General features: G+C 55.0%; 22 protein-coding genes. 10 read left to right on the forward strand and 12 right to left on the reverse strand.

Features of this window, described 5'->3' with window-relative positions:
* The first annotated feature begins 32 nt into the window (after positions 1 to 32).
* Complete coding sequence (locus H7U06_RS02860) at positions 33 to 737, forward strand: energy transducer TonB (RefSeq protein WP_175624684.1); 705 nt, start codon at positions 33 to 35, stop codon at positions 735 to 737.
* An 87-nt stretch (positions 738 to 824) separates the two neighbouring features.
* On the opposite strand, the gene hpf is transcribed toward H7U06_RS02860, so the two are convergent.
* The 7 genes from hpf to H7U06_RS02895 form a co-directional block, all read right to left on the reverse strand.
* On the reverse strand, positions 825 to 1178 hold the full coding sequence (hpf, locus tag H7U06_RS02865; protein ID WP_012081196.1) for a ribosome hibernation-promoting factor, HPF/YfiA family: 354 nt from the start codon (positions 1176 to 1178) through the stop codon (positions 825 to 827).
* A 104-nt stretch (positions 1179 to 1282) separates the two neighbouring features.
* Entirely contained in the window at positions 1283 to 2752 is a 1470-nt protein-coding gene (locus H7U06_RS02870) for an RNA polymerase factor sigma-54 (RefSeq protein ID WP_175624685.1), read from the reverse strand.
* An 18-nt stretch (positions 2753 to 2770) separates the two neighbouring features.
* Positions 2771 to 3511, reverse strand: coding sequence for an LPS export ABC transporter ATP-binding protein (lptB, locus tag H7U06_RS02875; protein WP_175624686.1), 741 nt, complete (start codon positions 3509 to 3511; stop codon positions 2771 to 2773).
* A gap of 1 nt (position 3512) precedes the next feature.
* A complete protein-coding gene (gene lptA / locus H7U06_RS02880; protein ID WP_175624687.1) occupies positions 3513 to 4067 on the reverse strand; it encodes a lipopolysaccharide transport periplasmic protein LptA in 555 nt (184 codons plus the stop codon).
* Between the two features lie 45 nt (positions 4068 to 4112).
* A complete protein-coding gene (lptC, locus tag H7U06_RS02885) occupies positions 4113 to 4709 on the reverse strand; it encodes an LPS export ABC transporter periplasmic protein LptC (protein WP_175624688.1) in 597 nt (198 codons plus the stop codon).
* On the reverse strand, positions 4706 to 5245 hold the full coding sequence (locus tag H7U06_RS02890) for an HAD family hydrolase (RefSeq protein ID WP_175624689.1): 540 nt from the start codon (positions 5243 to 5245) through the stop codon (positions 4706 to 4708). Before H7U06_RS02890 ends, lptC begins: the two co-directional genes overlap by 4 nt.
* Positions 5245 to 6273 carry an SIS domain-containing protein gene (locus tag H7U06_RS02895; protein WP_175624690.1) on the reverse strand — a complete coding sequence of 343 codons (1029 nt, stop codon included), beginning with the start codon at positions 6271 to 6273 and terminating at the stop codon, positions 5245 to 5247. The genes H7U06_RS02890 and H7U06_RS02895 overlap by 1 nt, the downstream gene beginning before the upstream one ends.
* A gap of 121 nt (positions 6274 to 6394) precedes the next feature.
* Between H7U06_RS02895 and H7U06_RS02900 the strand changes: the two genes are divergently transcribed.
* The 6 genes from H7U06_RS02900 to H7U06_RS02925 all read left to right on the forward strand — a co-directional run bounded on the left by H7U06_RS02900 (position 6395) and on the right by H7U06_RS02925 (position 13931).
* Positions 6395 to 8383, forward strand: coding sequence for a monovalent cation:proton antiporter family protein (locus H7U06_RS02900; protein ID WP_175624691.1), 1989 nt, complete (start codon positions 6395 to 6397; stop codon positions 8381 to 8383).
* A 154-nt stretch (positions 8384 to 8537) separates the two neighbouring features.
* Positions 8538 to 10049 (forward strand): UbiA family prenyltransferase, encoded by a 1512-nt coding sequence (locus H7U06_RS02905; protein WP_254873115.1) that lies wholly within the window; start codon positions 8538 to 8540, stop codon positions 10047 to 10049.
* Positions 10046 to 10423, forward strand: a complete 378-nt coding sequence (locus H7U06_RS02910) for an EamA family transporter (protein WP_233588335.1) — start codon at positions 10046 to 10048, stop codon at positions 10421 to 10423. The genes H7U06_RS02905 and H7U06_RS02910 overlap by 4 nt, the downstream gene beginning before the upstream one ends.
* A gap of 16 nt (positions 10424 to 10439) precedes the next feature.
* On the forward strand, positions 10440 to 11969 hold the full coding sequence (locus H7U06_RS02915; protein WP_175624693.1) for a glycosyltransferase family 39 protein: 1530 nt from the start codon (positions 10440 to 10442) through the stop codon (positions 11967 to 11969).
* Between the two features lie 64 nt (positions 11970 to 12033).
* Positions 12034 to 12924 (forward strand): alpha/beta hydrolase, encoded by an 891-nt coding sequence (locus H7U06_RS02920; protein WP_175624694.1) that lies wholly within the window; start codon positions 12034 to 12036, stop codon positions 12922 to 12924.
* Positions 12925 to 13010: 86 nt separating this feature from the next.
* On the forward strand, positions 13011 to 13931 hold the full coding sequence (locus tag H7U06_RS02925; RefSeq protein WP_175624695.1) for an AEC family transporter: 921 nt from the start codon (positions 13011 to 13013) through the stop codon (positions 13929 to 13931).
* Positions 13932 to 13991: 60 nt separating this feature from the next.
* Here H7U06_RS02925 and uvrA read toward each other — a convergent pair whose 3' ends face one another.
* Positions 13992 to 16856, reverse strand: coding sequence for an excinuclease ABC subunit UvrA (gene uvrA / locus H7U06_RS02930; protein WP_175624696.1), 2865 nt, complete (start codon positions 16854 to 16856; stop codon positions 13992 to 13994).
* A gap of 173 nt (positions 16857 to 17029) precedes the next feature.
* Here uvrA and H7U06_RS02935 point away from each other — a divergent pair, with 173 nt between their 5' ends.
* The 3 genes from H7U06_RS02935 (at position 17030) to H7U06_RS02945 (ending at position 19357) form a co-directional block, all read left to right on the forward strand.
* The gene (locus tag H7U06_RS02935; protein ID WP_175624697.1) at positions 17030 to 18223 is read left to right on the forward strand and encodes an MFS transporter; all 1194 of its coding nucleotides are present in this window, start codon (positions 17030 to 17032) and stop codon (positions 18221 to 18223) included.
* A 14-nt stretch (positions 18224 to 18237) separates the two neighbouring features.
* Entirely contained in the window at positions 18238 to 18732 is a 495-nt protein-coding gene (gene ssb / locus H7U06_RS02940) for a single-stranded DNA-binding protein (protein ID WP_175624698.1), read from the forward strand.
* Positions 18733 to 18925: 193 nt separating this feature from the next.
* Complete coding sequence (locus H7U06_RS02945) at positions 18926 to 19357, forward strand: carboxymuconolactone decarboxylase family protein (RefSeq protein ID WP_124574274.1); 432 nt, start codon at positions 18926 to 18928, stop codon at positions 19355 to 19357.
* A 67-nt stretch (positions 19358 to 19424) separates the two neighbouring features.
* On the opposite strand, the gene H7U06_RS02950 is transcribed toward H7U06_RS02945, so the two are convergent.
* The 4 genes from H7U06_RS02950 to H7U06_RS02965 all read right to left on the reverse strand — a co-directional run bounded on the left by H7U06_RS02950 (position 19425) and on the right by H7U06_RS02965 (position 22522).
* Positions 19425 to 19844, reverse strand: coding sequence for an organic hydroperoxide resistance protein (locus H7U06_RS02950; RefSeq protein WP_175624699.1), 420 nt, complete (start codon positions 19842 to 19844; stop codon positions 19425 to 19427).
* 68 nt (positions 19845 to 19912) lie between these two features.
* Complete coding sequence (locus tag H7U06_RS02955) at positions 19913 to 20938, reverse strand: alpha/beta fold hydrolase (RefSeq protein ID WP_175624700.1); 1026 nt, start codon at positions 20936 to 20938, stop codon at positions 19913 to 19915.
* A 207-nt stretch (positions 20939 to 21145) separates the two neighbouring features.
* The gene (locus H7U06_RS02960; RefSeq protein WP_175624701.1) at positions 21146 to 21964 is read right to left on the reverse strand and encodes an alpha/beta fold hydrolase; all 819 of its coding nucleotides are present in this window, start codon (positions 21962 to 21964) and stop codon (positions 21146 to 21148) included.
* A 39-nt stretch (positions 21965 to 22003) separates the two neighbouring features.
* The gene (locus H7U06_RS02965) at positions 22004 to 22522 is read right to left on the reverse strand and encodes a thioredoxin family protein (RefSeq protein ID WP_175624702.1); all 519 of its coding nucleotides are present in this window, start codon (positions 22520 to 22522) and stop codon (positions 22004 to 22006) included.
* Positions 22523 to 22524 lie beyond the last annotated feature (2 nt).

Consider the following 22524-nt stretch of genomic DNA (forward strand, 5'->3'; position numbering starts at 1 on the left):
GGCACTAGCCATCATCCCGTCAAGATTCTTGTATGAAAATGCCCGCCTTTATCCGAAAAAAAACCGCTACCGAGCGATTAGCGATGTTGTTGTCGCTCTTCGTTCATGGTGGTCTGGCAGTGGGTTTCGTTTACGCAGTACATGGTAGTGTAGGCGGAGGGACCTATGCGTCAGAATCGTCAGCGATGATAGTAGACTTGCTTAGCGTACAGAAGGAAACAAGGTCAGCAGGCAAATCCATGCAAACAGATATCAATGTCGATAAAACTGACATTGCTAACCATCGTACTAGCACGGCCGATGTCGTGGAGAAATCCGTGGCCTCAAAGGATCAGGCCGATCTTTTGCCGCAAGCACGCGGGTCAGCGGATGCGGCTGCTTCCTCTCTTTTTAATCTCATCGCATTACCCAAGCCATATTATTTTCAGCCCACTGAGCTGACTGAGCAGCCTGCAGTGGTGGTCGATATCTCTCCCGACTTGGACGCACTCTTTGCGAGTGGATTGGCGCAGATGGCAGTGTTGGATTTGTTTATCAATGAGAGTGGTGATATTGACGATGTGCTCATCGAAAACTCTTCTTTGTCCGAGTCTGCGCAGCAACTGATCAAAGACGCTTTCTCTAAAACCAAATTCAATCCCGGCAAAGTGGCGGGGATGCCGGTGAAAAGCCAACTCAAAATTGAAGTCGTGCTGGAAGGTCGCGCAGTCGAAAACATTGCGAAGAAAGCTGAATAAGTGAGGGGCCGTGAATATTACAAAACAAAAAAGGGCGCAATTTGCGCCCTTCATTTTATCTGACCGACTTGCTCGGCCTGCCTTGTATTAAGGCGTTACAGCATCTGACGCATCCGGCAATCGTTTGATCGCATCGTGTTGATGGTCTTGCTGTTTGGTTTTGTATTTGATCACTTGTCGATCGAGCTTGTCGATCAGTGTATCAATGGCAGCGTATAAATTATCTGCAATGCTTTCTGCATGCAGGTCCTTGCCTCTCACACGCAAGTTAATTTCTGCCCTTTGGCGTTTTTCCTTCTCGGGGAGATTGTCTACAGTCAGGATGACCGCAATATCGATAACGTGATCAAAATGTCGTTTGATGCGCTCCAATTTACCTTGTACATATTCGCGGATGGCGGGGGTCAATTCGAGGTGATGTCCACTGATTGTGAGATTCATACAGTGCTCCTATGAAAGTCACTGGAGGTTATGCGCGGTCTTGTGAAGTGACTACGCCGAACACAGCAACGTATAACTACAACAAAAACTACAAAGGACGATATCTACAACGACTTGCGCAGATTGACCGGTGGGATTTTCAGGGCTTCGCGATATTTTGCTACCGTCCGTCTCGCTACCACCATGCCTTGTTCTGCCAGCATGTCGGCAATCTTGCTATCAGAGAATGGAATTTTCGGGTCTTCAGCTCCTATCAATTGTTTGATCAGTGCCCGTATCGCTGTCGATGATGCTTCACCACCGGCTTCTGTTGCGACATGGCTGCCGAAAAAGTATTTCAATTCGAACATCCCGTGGGGAGTCAGCATGTACTTCTGGGTGGTTACACGTGAAATAGTGCTCTCGTGTAGTCCCAGTGTATCAGCTATTTCACGTAAAACAAGCGGTCTCATTGCGACTGCACCGTGCGAAAAGAAGTTCCTCTGACGTTCGACAATTGCCTCGGCGACACGCAGGATGGTGTCGAAGCGCTGGCGCATATTTTTGATCAGCCATTTCGCTTCTTGCAACTGGGAACCAAGCGATGCCTCGCCCTTGCTTTGCTTCAAGATGTTGGCATACATGCTATTAACGCGCAGCCGTGGCATCACGTCGTGGTTCAGCATGACCTGCCAGCCGCTGCGGGTACGCTTGACGATGACGTCAGGTACTACATAGTCGGAAGCATCAGTTGCAAAAATGGAACCAGGATGTGGATTGCATTGCTTGATGATGGCTTGTGCTTCGCGCAAGTCTTCGTCGTCGCAATCCAGTGCCTTGCGTAATTTATTGAAATCGCGCTGCGCAAACAGCGGCAGATGGTTTTCCACGATGGCCAGTGCCATGCGGCGGGTCACCATTGCGACCTTGGGCATACGCCTGATTTGCAGTGCCAGGCACTCGGCAGCGTCACGCGCACCTACACCCGGTGGATCGAAGCTCTGCAGCATCTTGAGAGAGATCTGCAACTCTTCCAGTTCGATTTCCAGTTCTTCCGGCAAGCGTGCATGGATTTCTTCCAGCTCTTCTTCCAGATAGCCGTTGTCATTCAGTGCATCGATGATGAGTTCGAGCAGGGCGCGGTCGCGGTGTTCGCGTACGGTGACGCGCATTTGTTCCAGCAGATGTTCGCGTAGCGTGGTTTCATGCGCTTCCAGTTGCGGTCGGCCATCATCGTCTTCCGGCGCCTTGGAGGTGCGTGCGACGTCGTCGAAACTCCAATCGCTGTCGCCACTCGAGGCTTCCGGTAAATCGGGGCCTTCTGAGCCGCCTTCACTATCCGACGTCTGGGCATTCGCTTCGACGCTGGCGCCCTCCGGTGCAGTACCGCTGGCACCCATCGCACCATCTGCCAGCAGGCGTACCGCGTGATCCAGCGGATCATCGGTACGTTCCAGCATCGGGTTGTCGGCGAGTATTTGTTCCAGTTCCTGGTGCAATTCAAGAGTCGATAACTGCAGCAAACGGATGGACTGCTGCAGTTGTGGCGTAAGCGCCAGATGTTGGGAGACTCGTAGTTGCAGGGATTGCTTCATAGATGTTTTTTCTTCCGCTTACATGCGGAAGTGTTCACCTAAGTAAACGCGGCGTACCGATTCGTTGGCGATGATGTCATCCGGTCGTCCGCTGGCCAGGACCGCACCCTGGTTGATGATGTAAGCGCGATCACAGATGCCGAGTGTTTCGCGCACATTGTGATCGGTGATCAGGACGCCGATGCCGCGCTCTTTCAGGAAGCGCACAATGCGCTGGATTTCAATCACCGCGATAGGGTCGACACCTGCAAATGGTTCGTCCAGCAGCACGAAGCGCGGATTGGTGGCCAGTGCACGGGCGATTTCCACACGGCGGCGTTCGCCACCGGACAAGGACATGGCCTGGTTCTCGCGCAGCTTTTCGATTTGCAGGTCGGCTAGCAGCGTATCCAGGCGCTGTTCGAGTAGCGCACCATTGAGTGGCTTGCCATCGACGCGCTGCAGTTCAAGGACGGCGCGGATATTGTCTTCTACACTCAGTTTGCGGAAGACCGATGCTTCCTGCGGCAGGTAAGACAAGCCCAGTTGTGCCCGCTTGTGGATAGGCTGGCGTGAGATGTCGACGCCATCCAGTTCGATGCGTCCGGCGTCGGATGGTACCAGACCCACGATCATGTAGAAGGAGGTGGTTTTACCCGCGCCGTTGGGGCCGAGCAAACCGATGACTTCGCCGCTTTCGACTTGCAGCGCAACATCGCGCACCACCTGGCGCGCGCCGTAGCTTTTTTGTAATCCGTTGACGATCAACTTGCTGGACATCTTATTTTGCCTTTGTATCTGCGGCACGCGGTTGGATCACGGCCTTGATGCGGCCGCCGCCTTGTTTGCTGTCGCCGCTTGAGGTGTTGTGTACGGTAAAGAATTCAGCGCGTGTATCGTAGGAGATGAATTCACCTTCAACTTCATCGGTAGGCTTGCCGTTTTCCAGGCGACGCATGCGTGCCTTGGTGTACAACTTCATGATTTCAGCCTTGTCATCGTATTCAATGCGTTCGGCCTGGCCTTCTATCCATTGGTCGGGGCCACCATCACGTTTTTGCTTGAAGTTCGCCAGTGCATCGGACGAGCCGTACAGAGTGATGAACTGATAGCCTGCAGGATCCTGCTTGACCACCATTTTGTTGGCTTTCATCAGGATGGTGCCACGTGTTAACACGACATTGCCAGTGAAGGTGTTGATCTGCTTGAGGTCGTCGTATTCCATTTTATTGGCTTCGACATTGGTGGGCTTGGTCGCGTCCGCTTTTTCGGCGTAGGAGACCAAGGCAGTGCCCAGGCCGCAGAGAACCAGAAGTACGGAGAAGAAACGTTTCATGAAAGTTCTCTAAATGATTGCGTCAGATAAAAATCGTCTATGCGCTTAGCGCGGATGTGCTGCCTGGTACACCGCATGGACGTTGCTGGATAAATTGAATTCGCCGGTTGCATTGTTGGCGAACATACCGCTGCCGTTCAGTGTCGACAGGCCTACCTTGATGTCGACGTGTTTCGGCGTTTTCATGATCTCATCATCCGGCAATATCAGCAGGTATGAAGTCTTGAGTTGGAAGTGCTGTGAGCCCGTTGCAGGTGGTCGGTCTATCACGACGTTGTCATACATATGCACTTCGGTATTGTTGTTTTCAACCAGTGCGCGTTCGGAGCGACTCACCATAGGTTCACGGCCCTTGCTGAAGCTGTACATCACCGGCTTCTGGATTTGATAGGAATTATCCAGCGGGTAGTGCTTCATCTCGGTACCGGTCAGGTTGTAGCGTGGAACGCCATCCTTGCCCATGCGTACGAAATTGAATTTTTCTGCATAGAAGTCCGGATCGCTGCGCTGCTTGGTCGGCAAGGTTTCATCGGTCTGGCGGCGCATGACTTCGACCAGCCAGAAGCTGCCCAGTGCCAGCGCTGCGCTGAAGGCGATCAGCAAAACGATGCGGATCGTATTGGCAGGGCGCAGGGCTTTCATGCGAGATACGGCGCGAGCGCCGCCTCATAGTTGCCTTGCGCGCGCAAGATGAAATCACATAACTCACGCGCCGCACCACGGCCGCCGCTGGCTTGGGTGACGTAGTGCACACGCGTACGTACTTCCGGGTGGGCATTCGGTACGCTGGCGGCGAAGCCGACGCGCAATAAAATTGGTAAATCGATGACGTCATCGCCGACAAAGCCACAGGTATCGGCGGTGGTATTGGTTTGTGCCAGCAGTTGTTCAAACGCGCTGCGCTTGTCATGTATGCCCTGGAATACATGGTGTATGCCGAGGTCGGTGGCGCGACGTAATACGATAGGTGACTGACGCGCGCTGATGATGGCCGTCGAGACGCCGGATTGCTGCAATAACTTGATGCCGTGGCCGTCGAGTACATTGAAGGTTTTGCTGACTTCGCCTTCCGGGCCGAAGTGCAGGCTGCCGTCGGTCAGGATGCCGTCGACGTCAAAAATCATCAGTCGCACACGGGATGCGCGCTCGATGGCGACGGTATCGTTGGCTGCGCTCATCAGATTACTTTCGCGCGGGTCAGGTCGTGGATGTGTAATGCGCCGACCAGCTTGCCGTTGCTATCAGTAACCAGCAATTGGTTGATGCGGAAGGTTTCCATCATGTCGACCGCATCGACTGCCAGTTGATCCGGGTGCACGCTGCGTGGATGCGCATGCATGACTTCGGCGATCGACAATTTGGAGAAATCCTGTTGGGTTTCGATCAGGCGACGCAAGTCGCCATCGGTAAAGACGCCGATGGCATGACCGTTGGCATCGACCACGGCTGTCATGGCCATACCTTTTTTGCTGCTTTCCAGTAGTGCCGCATATAGTGTTGCGTCTTTCGCTACAGTCGGTATCGCATCGCCGGTACGCATGACGTCGCGTACATGTGTCAACAAGCGACGACCCAAGGCGCCGCCCGGATGCGAGCGTGCAAAATCTTCTTCACCAAAGCCACGTGCGTCCAGCAGCGCGACCGCAAGAGCATCGCCGAGGGCGAGGGTAGCGGTGGTGCTGGCGGTCGGGGCCAGGTTAAGCGGACAGGCCTCCTTGTCGATATGGACGTTCAGATGAACGTCAGCCTGTACCGCCAGGTTGGACGCATCGTTGCCGGTGATGGTGATCAGGCGTGCGCCCATGCGCTTGATGGTGGGGATGATGCCCAGCAACTCGCCGGCTTCACCCGAATACGAAATGCCGATCAGGACATCGTCAGCCGTGATCATGCCGAGGTCGCCATGCGAGGCTTCGGCCGCGTGCACGAAAAAGGCGGGTGTGCCGGTCGAGGCCAGCGTCGACGCGATCTTGCGTGCGATATGGCCGGATTTGCCGATGCCGGAAACCACTACCCGGCCTTTGCAGTTCAGCAGCAGTGTGACTGCCTGGATGAACTGTCCGCTGGTCTCGTGGGTGATGCGTTCTTTCAGTGCGAGGATGGCGTCGGCTTCGATTTGCAGGGTGTCGCAAGCAAATTGCAAGGCGCGCGCAGTGCTTTGGGCATCAAAAGTTGCCGGTGGGTTGGGGGCATGGGATACACTCATGCTCGAAAGTATAAACGAATTCCTAAAGCAAAAAACCTGCCAGACGTAACAAAAATGTGGTTTGATAGTTCTGTTCCTATCAGTTACCAAACCGGCACCTTACTTCAGTCGCGGCCCCACTATGCTTTCCCCATTAGAACTCACGCTCCTCCTGCTAGCGGCTGCGGTATTGGGCGTGGTCGCCTTCCGCATGATGCATTTGCCGCCTATGCTGGGTTACCTGGTGGTTGGCATATTAATAGGGCCGCATACCCTGGGTTGGGCTGAGGACAACGCCACCACGCATGCGCTGGGCGAGTTTGGCGTGGTCTTCCTGATGTTTTCGATAGGGCTGGAGTTTTCCCTTTCCAGATTGCTTGCCATGCGGCGTACCGTATTCGGCCTCGGTATGGCGCAGGTGATGCTGACCATAGGCGCGACCATGGTGTTTGGCTGGCTGGTCGCACACCTGTCAACACGGCTGAGTGCGATCAGCTGGCAGGCAGCGCTGGCGATAGGTGGCGCGCTGGCGATGTCGTCTACCGCGATAGTTTCCAAGCTGTTGACAGAGCGGGTCGAGCTGGAAAGCCAGCATGGGCGCCGCATTATCGGCATTTTGCTGTTCCAGGATCTGGCGGTCGTGCCTTTGCTGATCCTGATCCCGGCACTGGCCAATCCACGCGGCGACCTCGGCACTACGCTGTTGTGGGCGATGCTGAAAGCGGTCATCGTCCTGTTCCTCTTGTTGTTTATTGGCCATAAGCTCATCCGTAGCTGGTTCCGCATCGTCGTCAAACGGCGTTCGCAGGAATTGTTCATGCTGAATCTCTTGCTGATTACGCTGGGTGCGGCCTGGATTACCGAAATGGCGGGTTTGTCGCTGGCTTTGGGCGCCTTTGTTGCCGGTATGTTGATATCCGAGACTGAATACAAGCACCAGGTGGAAGAAGACATTAAATCCTTCCGTGACGTGCTGCTGGGTTTGTTCTTTATCACCATAGGCATGTTGTTGAATGTGCGCCTGGTGATTGAACACTGGTGGCTGGTCTTGCTGCTGCTAAGCGGCGTGGTGTTGCTGAAGTTTGGTTTGATTGCGCTTCTGGCAAGATTTTTCGGTGCGCCGGTAGGCGTGGCCTTGCGTACCGGCCTGGCGCTGGCGCAGGCCGGCGAGTTTGGTTTTGTCTTGCTGAATCAGGTCGGTGGCCTGAACCTGGTGGAGCCCCTGATCCTGCAACTGATACTGGCGTCCATGGTGCTGTCCATGCTGGCTGCGCCGCTCATCATCGCGAATGCCGATGCCATCGTGCTGAAATTGTCCGCCAATGAATGGATGGTGCAATCGCTGGCCTTGACGCAAATCGCTACGCGTACGATGGCGACTCAGCAACACGTGATTATCGCGGGCTTCGGGCGCAGCGGCCAAAGCCTGGCCAAGTTGCTGGAAGCCGAAGGCATTACTTATCAGGCGCTGGATCTGGATCCGGATCGGGTGAACGAGGCGCAGGCGGCGGGGGCGTTGGTGTCCTACGGTGATGCCGGGCGACGCGAAAGTCTGGTCGCGGTCGGTATCAATCGGGCGGCGGCGCTGGTGATTACGTATGCGAGTACGCCATCGGCTTTGAAGGTTTTGCATCATATGCATGATCTGGCGCCGAATTTGCCGGTCATTGTGCGCAGCCATGACGATAGCGACCTCGATAAATTACGCGCGGCCGGGGCGACGGAAGTGGTGCCGGAAGCGATGGAGGGCAGCCTGATGCTGGCTTCGCATGCGATGCTGACGCTGGGCGTGCCTTTGCGCCGCGTTGTGCATAGGGTGCAGGCAGCGCGCAGCGAGCGCTATGCGACCTTGCGTGGCTTCTTCCATGGCAGCAGCGACGTATCGGATGCTTCTGATAGTGTGCAGGTGCGTTTGCATTCGGTGCCCTTGGGTGAAAGCTGCAAAGCCGTGGGCAAAACGCTGGCGGAGGCAGGGCTTGAGGAGCTGGGCGTGGAAGTCACAGTAGTGAGGCGTGGCAAGGAGCGCCTGACGGTAACGCCAGAGATGACGCTGATGGCGGGCGATACTATCGTCTTGCGCGGTGGCTCTGAGGAACTTGCACGTGCCGAAACCCGTCTTCTGAAATCCTGATGCATGGCGTTTGTGGTTGACGGTATCCATGCGAAGACGGAAAATTGCCAACCCGCAAGGAGTGAAGCCTGTAAGGCTGCTGCGGGCAGGCCTGTAGCGCCTTGCGACCGGTTTCCCTCAAAATTAAGTACTTTTCTTGTCTCCAGGTGGTGATTTGAGCATTTCCCCCGGCAGTTACACTGATGCGTCCCATGAATTGCCTGCAAGCGCAGGCGATTCTGCCGCTGCTGCTTCTGCCACGTTATCGCCTTTGTATGTCGACCTCGACGGGACGCTGACTTATACCGATCTTTTGTTTGAGTCGGTCCTGCTGTTGATCAAGCGTAATCCTTTATATCTCTTCCTGTGTGTGCTGTGGCTGATGCAGGGACGTGGCTACCTGAAAGCACAAATCGCCCGACGCATACGGCTGGATGTCGCACTGCTGCCGTACAACGAGGAACTCCTGACTTATCTGCGCCAGCAGCATGTGGCTGGCCGTCGCCTGATTCTGGCGAGTGCATCCGATCGTCATTTGGTGCAGATGGTCGCCGATCACCTGGGTATCTTTTCTGCCGTCATGGGCAGCGATGTCGCCACCAATCTGAAGTCGGCAGCGAAACTGGCAGCGATAGAAAATGACGCCGGTGCTGCTGGCTTTGCTTATGCCGGTAACAGTTCGGCCGATATTGCCGTGTGGTCGCGTGCCGCTGAAGTGATCGTCGTCAATGCTGCGCCTTCCATCGTGAAACAAGCGCAACAGCTGAAAACGCCGACGCTCATCATTCCGCCGCGCCCGTTCAGGTTGCGTCTGGTGCTCAAGGCCTTGCGCCTGCACCAGTGGGCCAAGAATGCCTTGTTGTTTGTGCCTTTGCTGGCGGCGCATGAGTTGACCGCAGCACCCTGGTTGTCGACCTTGCTGGCTTTTGTTGCCTTCGGCATGTGTGCTTCAGCTACGTATGTCGTGAACGATCTGTTTGACCTCGCGTCGGATCGGGCGCATCCGCGCAAGCGGGCGCGCCCTTTTGCTGCGGCGACATTGACTATCCCGTTTGGGATTGCACTGATAGCGGTATTGCTACCGCTATCGCTGTGGCTGGCTGCAGTGATTTCACCGGTCTACCTCGGCCTGATGCTGTTGTATATCGTGGTGACCTTGCTGTATTCGGCGCGTCTGAAACAAGTTGCGATCGTCGATGTGCTGGTATTGGCTTCTTTATATACACACCGGATTCTGGCGGGTGGCGTGGTTAGCGACGTATTGATTTCCAACTGGTTACTGGCGGTATCGCTTTTCATGTTCCTGAGTCTGGCGCTGGTCAAACGCTGCGCCGAACTCGAATTCATGAGTGGTGACGGTAATGTCGCATTGGCCGGGCGCGGTTATCGCACCAGCGATTTGTCGTATTTGATTTCGATGGGTATTGCCAGTGGTTTTGTCGCGGTGATGTTGCTGGCGCTGTATATAGACAGCCAGGTGGGCGGCGAGATGTATCCGCATGCAGAGTGGCTGTGGCTGATACTGCCGGTTGTACTATTCTGGATCATGCGTCTGTGGCTGAAGATTTCTCGCATGGAAATTCATGACGACCCACTCCTGTTCGCGATCACGGATCGCACCAGCTGGGTGGTGGCGATAGTAATTGGTGGCATTGCGGTAGCCGCTTCCTGGCCGGGGGCAGCATGAGTCAGATAGCGGCTTTGGGTCTGGCTTTTTTTTGTGTCTGCCTGACGGCGCTGGCGCAGGTTTTGTTGAAGATGGGCATGTCTGCCCCTGCGATCCAGCAAGCGATGGCTGCCGATATGCGTTCCGTCTTTTGGCTGGCATTGAGCAGCCCCTTGATCTGGGGCGGCATGTTTTGTTTCGGTGCGAGTGCCGGTTTGTGGTTGCTGGTGCTCGGCAAGCTGGAAGTCAGCATGGCTTATCCATTGATCTCGCTGGGCGTGGTGCTGACCACCATGGCCGGGATTTTCATCCTGGGTGAGTCCGTCAGTATTTATAAGGTGCTGGGTGTGGCCTTGATCATTACAGGTGTCGTTATCCTGTCGGTAAAGAGTTAAGAATTAAGGAAGAGTAATGAATTTGAATTCGACGCGTTCGCTGTACGCTGGCGCAGACCCGGTACGCGCGCGACAGGTTTTCAAGTGGACGTTTGGTATTACGCTGCTGATCAAGTTGTGGCTGGCAGCGTATTTCCCTATGACCGGCGACGAAGCCTTCTTTTACCAATGGGGTGTATTCCCGGATTGGGGTTACTCCGATCATCCGCCTATGGTCGGCTGGTTGTTGTTTATCCTGAACAGTTTTTCCAGTCATCCGTTGTCGCTGCGTTTCTTTACCGTGCTGCTGTGGAGCATGATCGCGCTTGGCCTGGTTGACTTGTTGCGCCGTATTTCACCGTTCCAGGAAGGGGTTGCCTACTGGCTGGGAACCTTGTTCCTGGTACTGCCGTTTTCGCTGTTGCTGAATCTGGTGACGACCGATACGCCACTGATTTTCTTTATCTTCCTGTCGGGCTACTGCTTCATACGCGGCACTATGTCGGAGAAGATTCTGTGGTACGTCGGCGCTGGTATCTTCCTCGGCTGCGCACTGCTGTCGAAATACTTTGCCGGTTTGCTCGCCATCGCTTATTTCGTTTACCTGTGCCGCTCACGTCGTGGCTGGCTGAACCTGATCGTCATCGCTTTGTGCTCGGCACCGCTGTTCGCCATCACCATCGCTTTCAATGCAAATCATTGCTGGTCGAATGTGATGTTCAATATGATCAACCGTAATGAGAACACATCATTGTCGCTGTACACGGTTGGTGAATATGTGTTGATGATGATTTACCTGGTCACACCATGGGTCTTCATCAAGCTGCTGCGTTCCGCCAATATGATGGCGCAGCGTGGCGCTATCGTCGTCCTGTTCCTGGTGCCGTTTGCCTTGTTCCTCTTGCTGTCGATGGAAAAGACCATCGGTTTGCACTGGGTGCTGGGCTTTATGCCTTTCCTGTTCTTGTTCATCGGAACCAGCAGCAGTGCTGAAGATTTGCGTAAGTACACCAAATGGACTGCCTGGTTCGCGGTGCCGCATTTCCTGTTCCTGGCGGCACTCATCCTGTTGCCGAGCGCCATGTGGAAGGATTACGCATTGCATGACGACATCGTTTTCCACAAGGAAGCGAAGACCATAGTCGCCAATTTACGCAAGGATTTGCCACAAGGTGCAGCCATCATGGCGCGTGCTTATACGCCTGCAGCCTTGTTGTCTTACCACGCAGATGAATATTTGCCGACCTTCGGACAGGGTAAATTCCATGCGCGTCAGGATGATTTGCTGGTCGATTTCAAAACATACGCAGGCAAGACCATACGTATCTTTGATCGCCGCGCGATTAATCCGGCTGAGCTGGAACCTTACTTCGTGACAGTCACTGTGCATACGATGCAGGTCGATGGTATGACCTTCTGGTATGCAGACGGTACAGATTTCAAATACGATGTTTATCGTGAACGTATCCTGAAGACTGTGGCCGATATGTATTACCGGATTCCGTCATTCCTGCCGGTGTATGGTTGCGGCTTCCTGGAACGTTACGATATACCGCGGCCACATTAAAGTCTGAGCGGTGCCCGTAGTTGCTGAAGCAGTTTTCATTGGATACAAGGAAAGGCTGGCGACTATGAAGAAAAAGACCCTCGCTCTGCTGACCGCCACCGCATTGCTGGGTGGCTTGATCGGATGTGCACCGCTGACGGTGATTAATGCGCTGACCAGCTCGCGCAGCTATGTCAAGACGGCTGATATTGCTTTTGGTACGGATGCGCGGCAACGACTCGATGTCTATGTGCCGCGTGACCTGCAGGGCTCGGCTGCAGTTGTCGTGTTTTTCTATGGTGGCAGCTGGAATAGCGGTAATCGCGCCGATTATGCCTTTGTCGGTGAAGCCCTGGCTGCACGCGGCATCATCGCGGTGGTGGCGGATTACCGTCTGTATCCGCAAGTACGTTATCCCGATTTCATTGATGACGCAGCGCTGGCACTGGCCTGGACAGTGAAGGATATCCAGCGCTTTGGCGGTGATCCCAAGCGCCTGTTCGTGATGGGGCATAGTGCCGGTGCCTATAACGCGGCGATGGTGGCACTGGACCCGCGCTGGCTGGGCAAGCAGGGACTGACGCCGGCGATATTGTGCGGCTGGATAGGATTGGCCGGGCCGTATGACTTTATCCCGATCGAGAATCCGGATGTGAAGCCGGTTTTCTTCTTTCCCGATACGCCGCCGGAATCGCAGCCTATCAATCATGTTACGCGGGCCGCGCCACCCGCCCTGCTGATTGCCTCGCATGACGATAAAATCGTGAATCCGCTACGCAATACCGCTGGCCTGGCGAAGCAACTGCGCAGTTCCGGGGTGGCGGTGACGGAGCTGTATTTTGATCGTACCAGCCATGCCAGCCTGATCGCGACCATGTCATGGCCGCTGCGCGGTTTGGCACCGGTACTGGATAATGTGGAGCGTTTCGTGAAGTCTGACGCTGCACGTGAAAATTATGCAAGTCAGCAAAAATAGAATTTGCAGTAAGCTAGGCATTATCTTGCCGGAATGGGCGTCATCCATTCCGGCATTTTTCATGTCGCTCAAGACGGTTGGTAAAAATGGAAATATTTGAACGCATACTCGGCATTATCTTGCCGGTCTTTATCATCATCGCACTCGGCTATGGCTATGCCCGGCTACGCGGTGAGTCCGTGCGTTCGGATATGACGGCGGTGAACCGGGTCAGCATGGACGTGCTGTGTCCGTTACTGGTGTTTACCGCACTCGCGGCCAAGGATTTCGACCTTGCACACAATGGTACGCTGATCCTGGCGGGTGCGTTGATTTCACTGGGCTCGGGTTTGCTGGCATGGCCGGTGGCGCGTATGTTTGGTTACGATGTGCGCAGCTTCGTGCCGCCTATGATGTACAACAACTGCGGCAATATGGGTTTGCCGCTGGCGATGCTGGCCTTTGGTGCGTCGGCACTCGGTTCAGCGGTTGCCTTGTTCATGGCTTGCAACCTGGTCTATTTTTCCGTCGGTATCAAGATCATAGAAAGTGGCCGCAAGGGCCATGACGGTGTGCACGTCTCACCGTGGAAATTCCTCGCCAATCCGATGATGATTTCGATGATCATCGGGATGGCTTTCGCGATTGTGCATGTACCTTTGCCAGCACCGCTGTTCATGGCGATGAAGATGCTGGGTGATGCCTGTATTCCTTTGATGTTGTTTGCATTGGGTGTGCGCATGATGGATGTCAGCCTCAAGAGCTGGCATATCGGCCTGGTTGGTGCCGCAGTGTGTCCGATAGCGGGTCTGATCATTGCGTGGTTGCTGGATCATGTCTTCAGCCTTAATCCTGAACAACGTGGCCAGATGTTCCTGTTCGCTTCCTTGCCGCCGGCAGTATTTTGCTTCATGGTGGCGGAGCAGTACAAACAAGAGCCGGACAAGGTGGCTTCCATCGTCCTGCTAGGTAATGTGGCGGCGCTGGTATTTGTACCTATAGGCTTGTGGATGGGCTTACCCAACTAAACTGGTGAGACGTAAAAAAGGGCGAACCGTGGTTCGCCCTTTTTGTTTGCAGCTGCTTGCTTAGGCGGCTGATTTCTTTTGCTTGAGCAGCGGCACCAGATACTTGCCGGTGAAGCTGGCCGGATTCTTGGCGAGGTCTTCCGGTGTACCCGTACCGATGACCTGGCCGCCGCCGGCGCCACCTTCCGGACCCATGTCGATCAGCCAGTCGGCGGTTTTGATCACATCCAGATTGTGTTCGATGATGACGACGGTATTGCCCTGGTCACGCAAGCGATGGATTACCTTCAGCAGCAAATCGATATCGTGGAAGTGTAGACCTGTGGTCGGCTCATCCAGGATGTACAGAGTACGACCGGTATCGCGCTTCGATAATTCCAGTGACAGTTTGACGCGTTGCGCTTCACCGCCGGAGAGAGTGGTCGCGCTTTGTCCCAGGCGGATGTAGCCGAGGCCGACATCCAGTAGGGTTTGCAGTTTACGTGCAATGACTGGCACCGCTTTAAAGAAGTCATAGGCTTCTTCCACTGTCATGCCCAGCACTTCAGTGATGTTCTTGCCTTTGTACTGGATCTCCAGCGTTTCGCGGTTGTAGCGATTGCCGTGGCAGACGTCACAAGGAACGTAGACGTCCGGCAGGAAGTGCATTTCAACCTTGATGACGCCGTCGCCCTGGCAGGCTTCGCAGCGTCCGCCTTTGACGTTGAACGAGAAGCGTCCGGCCGAGTAGCCGCGTTCTTTCGAGGTCGGCACCGTGGCAAACAAATCGCGTATCGGTGTGAACAAGCCGGTGTAGGTTGCCGGATTGGAGCGCGGCGTGCGGCCGATCGGTGCCTGATCGACCGAGATGACTTTGTCGAAATGCTCAAAGCCGCTGATCGAATCATGCGGAGCCGGTTCTGCCTGCGAGCCATACAAGTGGCGTGATGCCGCGTGGTACAGCGTATCGTTGACCAGTGTCGACTTGCCCGAGCCGGACACGCCGGTGACGCAAGTCAGCAAGCCGACCGGCAATTCCAGCGTGACGTTTTTCAGGTTGTTGCCGGTGGCACCTGTAATCACGAATTGCTTCTTCGGATTCGGTGGTGTGCGCTTCTTCGGTACGGCAATCCCGAGCGTGCCGTTCAGATATTGCGCGGTCAGCGACTTCTTGTTCTTCAGGATTTCCTTCAGCGTACCTTCGGCGATTACTTCGCCGCCGTGTACGCCTGCACCTATGCCCATGTCGACCACATAATCGGCGCAGCGGATCGCATCTTCATCATGCTCGACCACCAGCACACTATTGCCGATGTCGCGCAAGTGTTTGAGGGTTTCGATCAGTCTATCGTTGTCGCGCTGATGCAGGCCGATCGATGGTTCATCCAGTACATACATGACGCCGGTCAGGCCGGAGCCGATTTGCGACGCCAGGCGTATGCGCTGTGCTTCGCCACCGGACAAGGTATCCGCGCTGCGTTCCAGCGACAGGTAGTCGAGACCGACATTGTTGAGGAATTGCAGGCGCGAGACGATTTCCTTGATGATGCGATCGGCGATTTCTTTCTTCGCACCAGTCAGCACCAGGCTTTCAAAGAATTCCAGCGTCTGGCGCAACGGGGTCGCAGCTACTTCAAAGATGGCGCGCTTTTGCTTGCCACTGCCAACCATGACGTTGCGTGCCTCGACGCGCAGACGTGCGCCTTCGCAGCTAGGGCATTGCTTTTCATTGATGAACTTGGCCAGTTCTTCCTTCACCGCCATCGAATCGGTTTCGCGATAACGACGTTGCAGGTTGTTCACCACGCCTTCGAACGTGTGTTCACGGATGACGGTACGGCCCTTTTCATTCACATAGGTGAATGGGATGTTTTGTTTACCCGAACCGAACAGCACCGCTTGTTGCGCGGCTTCCGGCAGCTTCTCGAATGGTACGTCGATGTCGAAGTCGTAGAACTCCGCCAGGTTGGACAGCATCTGGAAGTAAAACTGGTTGCGACGGTCCCAGCCCTTTACTGCGCCGCTGGCGAGTGAAAGGTTAGGGAAGGCGACGATACGTTTCGGATCAAAGAATTCAATATGACCGAGGCCGTCGCATTCCGGGCACGCACCCATAGGATTGTTGAACGAGAACAGGCGTGGCTCCAGTTCCTGCAACGAGTAGCCGCAGACCGGGCAGGCGAATTTATTCGAATACAGGTGTTCGACACCGGTATCCATTTCCAGTACCAGTGCGCGACCTTCGGCCAGGCGCAGTGCGGTTTCAAAGCTTTCAGCCAGGCGCTGCTTGATGTCGGCCTTGACCTTGATACGGTCGATTACGACATCGATGGTGTGCTTTTCCGCTTTCTTCAGTTTGGGCAAAGCGTCGACATCATAGATGTGCGCATTGTTGGTGCCGCTCTGTACGCGGAAGCGCACGAAGCCTTGCGCCTGCATTTGTTCAAACAGGTCTGCGTGTTCGCCTTTGCGATTGGCGACGACCGGCGCCATGATCATCAGCTTGGTATCTTCCGGCATCGCCAGTACGGCATCGACCATTTGCGACACCGATTGTGCGGCCAGCGGATTTTCCGGATGGTCGGGGCAGTATGGCGTGCCGACGCGGGCATACAGCAGGCGCAGGTAATCGTGGATCTCGGTGACGGTGCCGACGGTGGAGCGTGGATTGTGCGAGGTCGCTTTTTGCTCGATCGAGATCGCAGGCGACAAACCTTCGATCAGGTCGACGTCCGGCTTTTCCATCAATTGCAAAAACTGGCGCGCGTAGGCCGACAGTGATTCGACGTAACGGCGCTGGCCTTCCGCATACAGCGTATCGAAGGCGAGCGACGACTTGCCGGAGCCGGACAGGCCGGTGATCACGATCAGCTTATTGCGCGGTAAATCCAGATTGATGTTCTTGAGGTTGTGCGTACGCGCACCTCGGATACGAATCTCGTCCATTCACTCTTTCAGCTAGGCTTTTCCGATGTTCGCGCGCCTTTTTGAGGTTCGCGAGCGGGTTAAAACGGGTCAACCTGCTACTATAGCGGGTTTTAAAGCTGCCCGTAAAACCTGTTCTTCCCTATTTCCAGTAATACATGTCCCTAGCATCTTCAAACCAGCCCGATACAGGCATGACCCGCACCGAACTCCGCGCCAGCACGTCGCTTGCGTCGATTTTTGCACTGCGTATGCTGGGCCTGTTCCTGATCCTGCCGGTGTTTGCAGTTCATGCAAAAACCTTGCCGGGCGGCGAAAGTGCGACTCTGGTCGGTTTGGCAATGGGGATATATGGTTTGACGCAATCTTTCGGCCAAATCCCGTTTGGTATTGCTTCAGACAAATATGGCCGCAAGCGCATTATCGTGATCGGACTGATCTTATTTGCGCTGGGTTCGTTTATCGCTGCTGCCGCCGACAATATTATCTGGGTGATCATAGGGCGCGCAGTGCAGGGCGCCGGCGCGATCTCCGCCGCAGTCACCGCATTTATTGCCGATTCGACCAGGGAAGAGCATCGCACCAAGGCAATGGCGATGGTGGGGGCTTCGATAGGGCTGACTTTCGCGGCCTCCCTGGTGTTGTCCCCGTTGCTATATAAATGGGTCGGGATGGGCGGTATTTTTGCGCTGACCGGGATTTTGTCGGTATTGGCAATCCTGGTCGTTATATATGTGGTGCCTGCCGCGCCTAGCCTGCCGCCAGCGCAGGTGTCGATAAGAGAGATATTGGCGCACGGTGAGCTGATGCGTCTGAATTTCGGCGTATTTGCATTGCATTTGACGCAAATGGCGATGTTTGTCGTGGTACCGTCAGCCTTGATCCGCTTTGTGCAATTGCCGCTGGCCGAGCACTGGAAGATTTACTTGCCAGTGGTCATTGCTTCTTTCGTACTCATGTTGCCGCCTATCTTCATTGGTGAAAAACGTGGCAAGTCGAAACAGGTATTTGTCGCTGCCATTGCTTTATTATTACTGGTCCAGGTCGGGATGTGGCTGGCCTTGTCGCAAACACAGTTGCATGCGGTCTGGCTGATAGCTTTGTTGCTGGCATTCTTTGTCGCTTTCAACATACTCGAAGCCAGCCAGCCGTCACTGGTGTCGCGTATCGCGCCACCGGGTAGCAAGGGTGCGGCGCTGGGTGTGTATAACACCTTGCAGGCATTGGGCCTGTTCTGCGGTGGTGCGCTGGGCGGATGGCTGACGCAGCATGCCGGCGGTGCATCTGTCTTTGTTCTGGGTTCTGCTTTGTGTGTCGTGTGGCTTATAATTGCCGCCAATATGAAAAACTTACCGCGTCGTAGCCAGGTTCAGGCTGCAGTCGTTTAATCGGAGAAATAGCAATGGCATCAGTTAATAAAGTCATCATCGTCGGCAACCTGGGACGCGATCCTGAAACACGTTACATGCCAAATGGCGAAGCCGTGACCAATGTTGCCGTCGCAACCACAGAAAGCTGGAAAGACAAAAACAGCGGTGACAAAAAAGAAATCACCGAATGGCACCGCATCACCTTCTATCGCAAGCTGGCTGAAATCGCTGGCCAATACCTGAAAAAAGGTTCGTCGGTATATATCGAAGGTCGTTTGCAAACACGCAAATGGACAGACAAGGATGGCGTAGAGCGTTACACCACCGAAATCATTGCAGACACCATGCAAATGCTGGGCGGTCGTCCAGGTGCAGGCGGTGGCAGCAGCGCTGGTATGGATGACGACTATGGCAGCAGCGCACCAGCGCCACGCCCAAGCTCGGGTGGTGGCGGCAACGCACGTCCGGCAGCGCGCCCAGCGGCAGCGTCGAACTTCAATGACATGGATGACGACATCCCGTTCTAAGAAGCAGTTTTGCGAGATGCATCTGAAAGGCCTAAAACCTCTGGTTTTAGGCCTTTATTTTTGCGCTGCTAATGTCCTATACATTTCTTCAAATCTTGCACCTATGCCATAGGTCATTCTTCTCCTAAAGTATGGACAGAAGCGTCACGCAAGTGAGCGCATTGTTATCCTTCTTACTTACTGGAGATTAGTCATGAGTGCCCTGCGTTTGTCATACTGGACCCTTTCCCCTGAAGCCTATCAAGGCTTTGCTGCGACCAAAAAAGCGGTGGAAAAAAGCAGCATAGGCAAGCAATTGATAGAGCTGGCCTGGTTGCGTATGTCGCAAATCAACGGCTGTGCTTTTTGCCTGGAGATGCATGCAAAGGCCTTGCGTGCCAGCGGTGTGCCGGATGCCAAGATCGATAGCCTGGCCGGATGGCGTGTCAGTGAACATTTCACTGCGCGCGAGTGTGCCGCACTGGCGTGGACGGAAGCGCTGACGCATGTCGACAAAACCCATGCGCCGGATGAAGACTTCGAGCCGCTCAAGGAACACTTCAGTGATGTTGAGATAGCCGATCTGAGCTTTGCGATTGCCTTGATGAGCGCTTTCAATCGTCTGGCAATAGGTATGCGCCAGTAATTGCACCAAACAAAAAGCCCGGACATTAGCCGTCCGGGCTTTTTTAATTCAGATCAGCGCTGATGACTTAGACCAGATTGATGACGACATCGATATTGCCGCGCGTCGCTTTGGAGTAAGGGCAGGTTTGATGTGCCGCTTCGACCAGCGTTTGCACGACTTCAGGTTCCAGTCCCGGTACGCTGACGTTGAGTCTGGCTTGCAGGAAGTAAGCACCGTCCGCGTTGCACAGATCGACTTCGGCATCGACTGCCAGATCGGCAGGCAGTTTGATTTTCATCTTGCCTGCCGCCAGACCCATGGCGCCGATAAAGCAGGCGGACCAGCCTGCAGCAAACAGTTGCTCCGGATTGGTGCCGGTGCCAGCGGAGCCGGGCGACGAGAGTTTGATGTCGAGACGGCCGTCATCGCTATGCGCTGCGCCGTCGCGGCCGCCGGAAGAAGTGTGGGTTTTGCCTGTGTACAGTACTTTGGTGGTGCCGGTCATGGTAGTTCTCCTGTTTAAAGTGAGTGGTTTGTTGCTGTAAATTCAGTCGCGTATTTCAGTTACGTCGATTAACCTGCGTTGCTGAGCAGTGTCATCACTGCTGCTGAAAATTCCTGTGGTGCTTCCTGTGGCAAGTTGTGACCTGCACCCTTGATGATGCGATGCGTGCGCGGGCCGCTGAACTTGCTGGCATAAGCCTTGCCGTCGGTTGCTGGTACTACGCCATCCGAGTCGCCATCCATGGTGATGGTCGGCACCGCAATCACAGGTTGTGTGGCGAGACGTTTTTCCAGCTCGTCGTATTGTGGATCGCCTGCTGCCAGCGACAGCCGCCAGCGGTAGTTGTGGATCACGATGGCGACGTAGTCCGGATTGTCGAACGACGCAGCGGCACGATCGAAGGTGGCATCATCGAAGTGCCAGGTCGGCGAATTGGTTTTCCAGATGATGCGGGCGATGTCCTTGCGGTTAGCGGTCAAACCAGCGACACCGCGTTCGGTCGCGAAGTAGTACTGGTACCACCAGCCGACTTCAGCCTGCGCCGGTAGAGGCAGGGCATTGCGTGGGATGTTTTGTATCAGGTAGCCATTCACCGAGAGCAGGCCTATGCAACGTTCTGGCCACAGCGCGGCAATGATGCAGGCAGTGCGTGCGCCCCAGTCGTAGCCCGCCATGACGGCGCGATCTATCTTCAATGCGTCCATCAAGGCAATGATGTCCATTGCCACTGCCGACTGTTGCCCGGTGCGCTGGGTTGCGGCGTCGAGGAAGCGGGTGCCGCCGTGACCGCGTAAATGCGGCACGATGACACGGCACCCTTGTTTTGCAAGTATCTCTGCGACGTCTATGTAGCTGTGGATGTCATATGGGTAGCCATGCAGCAGGAATACCACTGGACCTTGTGCCGGGCCTGTTTCGTAGTAGGCGATGTTCAGCACGCCTGCGTCTACGTGCTTGAGTGGTGCCATGCTGGCCGTGCCGGATGCCGACAACGGATTGGCGTAGCTCAGGCCGGGCAGTGTCAGATTGGCTGCGGCGACGCCCAGTAAAGTGCCACCTAACAGTCGACGACGTTTGAGATTGATGTCCGGCATGGTGTAAGTCCTTTGCAAGTTGAGTGGAACGTGGCGCCAAATGCTGATCGCTTGGTGCCACGTTTGGTATGACTAAACTTTAAGCCGCGTGTGTATCTGACATGTGTCTCGAAACCGGGCTTTTGTATCTCTGTGTATCTGCAAAAAAGTGGATACAGATGGATACGAAGAGGTGCCGGGCAAAGTACGTTTGCCCGGCAAGCAGACTTATTGCGCGACGCGGACGGATTGCTGTGCAGCGGTTTCGATCAGTCTGGATACTTCAGCCGGATGGGACGTCATCACGACATGGGAAGCACCAGGGATCGCTATCGTCTTTTGCGAGTGTGCGCGCTGGGCCATATAGGCCAGTGCTGCTGCAGGGATGTTTTTGTCTGCCTTGCCATACACAAACCAGGACGGCAACGTTTTCCATGCCGGTTCACCCGAGGCTTCGGTAATCGCCGCTTCCGTTACCGGGCGTTGTGCCGCAGCCATCAGTCTGGCTTTGGCGGCAGGGACGTCGGCCGCGAATTGCTGGCGGAACTTGGCCTGGTCTATGTACAGATCCTTGCCACCATCCGCGAGAGGTACCGGCTGCGCCAGCGCCGAGCCTAATGTGCTGCCGGGGAATTTTGAGGATAAGCCGATCGCGGTTTCGCCAGCTTCTGGTGCGAAGGCCGCGACGTAGACCAGGCCTTTGACATTGTCATTGCCATTCGCTGCTTCAGAAATCACCGAGCCGCCATAGGAGTGACCGACCAGCAGTACTGGCCCCGGGATATTTTTAACGATGCCGGAAACGTAGTTCGCGTCATTTTTTACGCCACGCAAGGGATTGGCTGCGCCCACTACTTTGTAGCCATCGGCGAGCAAGCGACTGGTGACGCCATCCCAGCTGGATGCGTCAGCAAAAGCACCGTGTACCAGTACGATGGTTGGCTTGGCCGCATCCTGCGCATATGAAAAGGCAGGCAGTGAGACAGCGGCTACGCCCAGCGTCATGACGAAGGTGCTTTTTAGTACGTGTTGATAAATCTTGTTCATATTGTTTTCCTTGAAGTGTGGGTGAGTGCGTGTGTTGCTTTAGCTCGGCTCGGCCAGGAGTTCACGGATCTTGGCTTCGGTTTCCTGGTACTTGCCTTCACCAAAGTGGGTGTAGACGATCTGTCCTTTCTTGTTGATCAGGTAGACCGCGGGCCAGTACTGGTTGCTGTAAGCCGTCCATGTCGCATAGCGGTTGTCTTGCGCGACCGGGTATTTGATGTCGAAGCGCTGGATCGCTTTGCTGACGTTTTCCGTCGAGCGTTCAAACGGATATTCCGGGGTGTGTACACCGACTACGGTGAGGCCCTGATCCTTGTACTTGTCGTACCAGTTCTTGACGTAAGGCAGCGTGCGTATGCAGTTAATGCAGGTGTAGGTCCAGAAATCGACCAGCACGACTTTGCCGCGCAGCTTTTGCATGCTCAGTGGTTCGGAATTCAGCCATTTCTCTATACCGGTGAATTCCGGTGCCTGGGTTGGCGCACCGTATGGTGCGGCATGGGCGCTGGCGACATACAACGTGCTGGCGATCAAGATGGTTTTCAGTATCGATTTCATTT

Origin of the sequence: Herminiimonas sp. Marseille-P9896 (assembly GCF_903993245.1) — a bacterium.
In the GTDB taxonomy this organism is placed as follows: Bacteria; Pseudomonadota; Gammaproteobacteria; order Burkholderiales; family Burkholderiaceae_D; genus Oxalicibacterium; species Oxalicibacterium contaminans.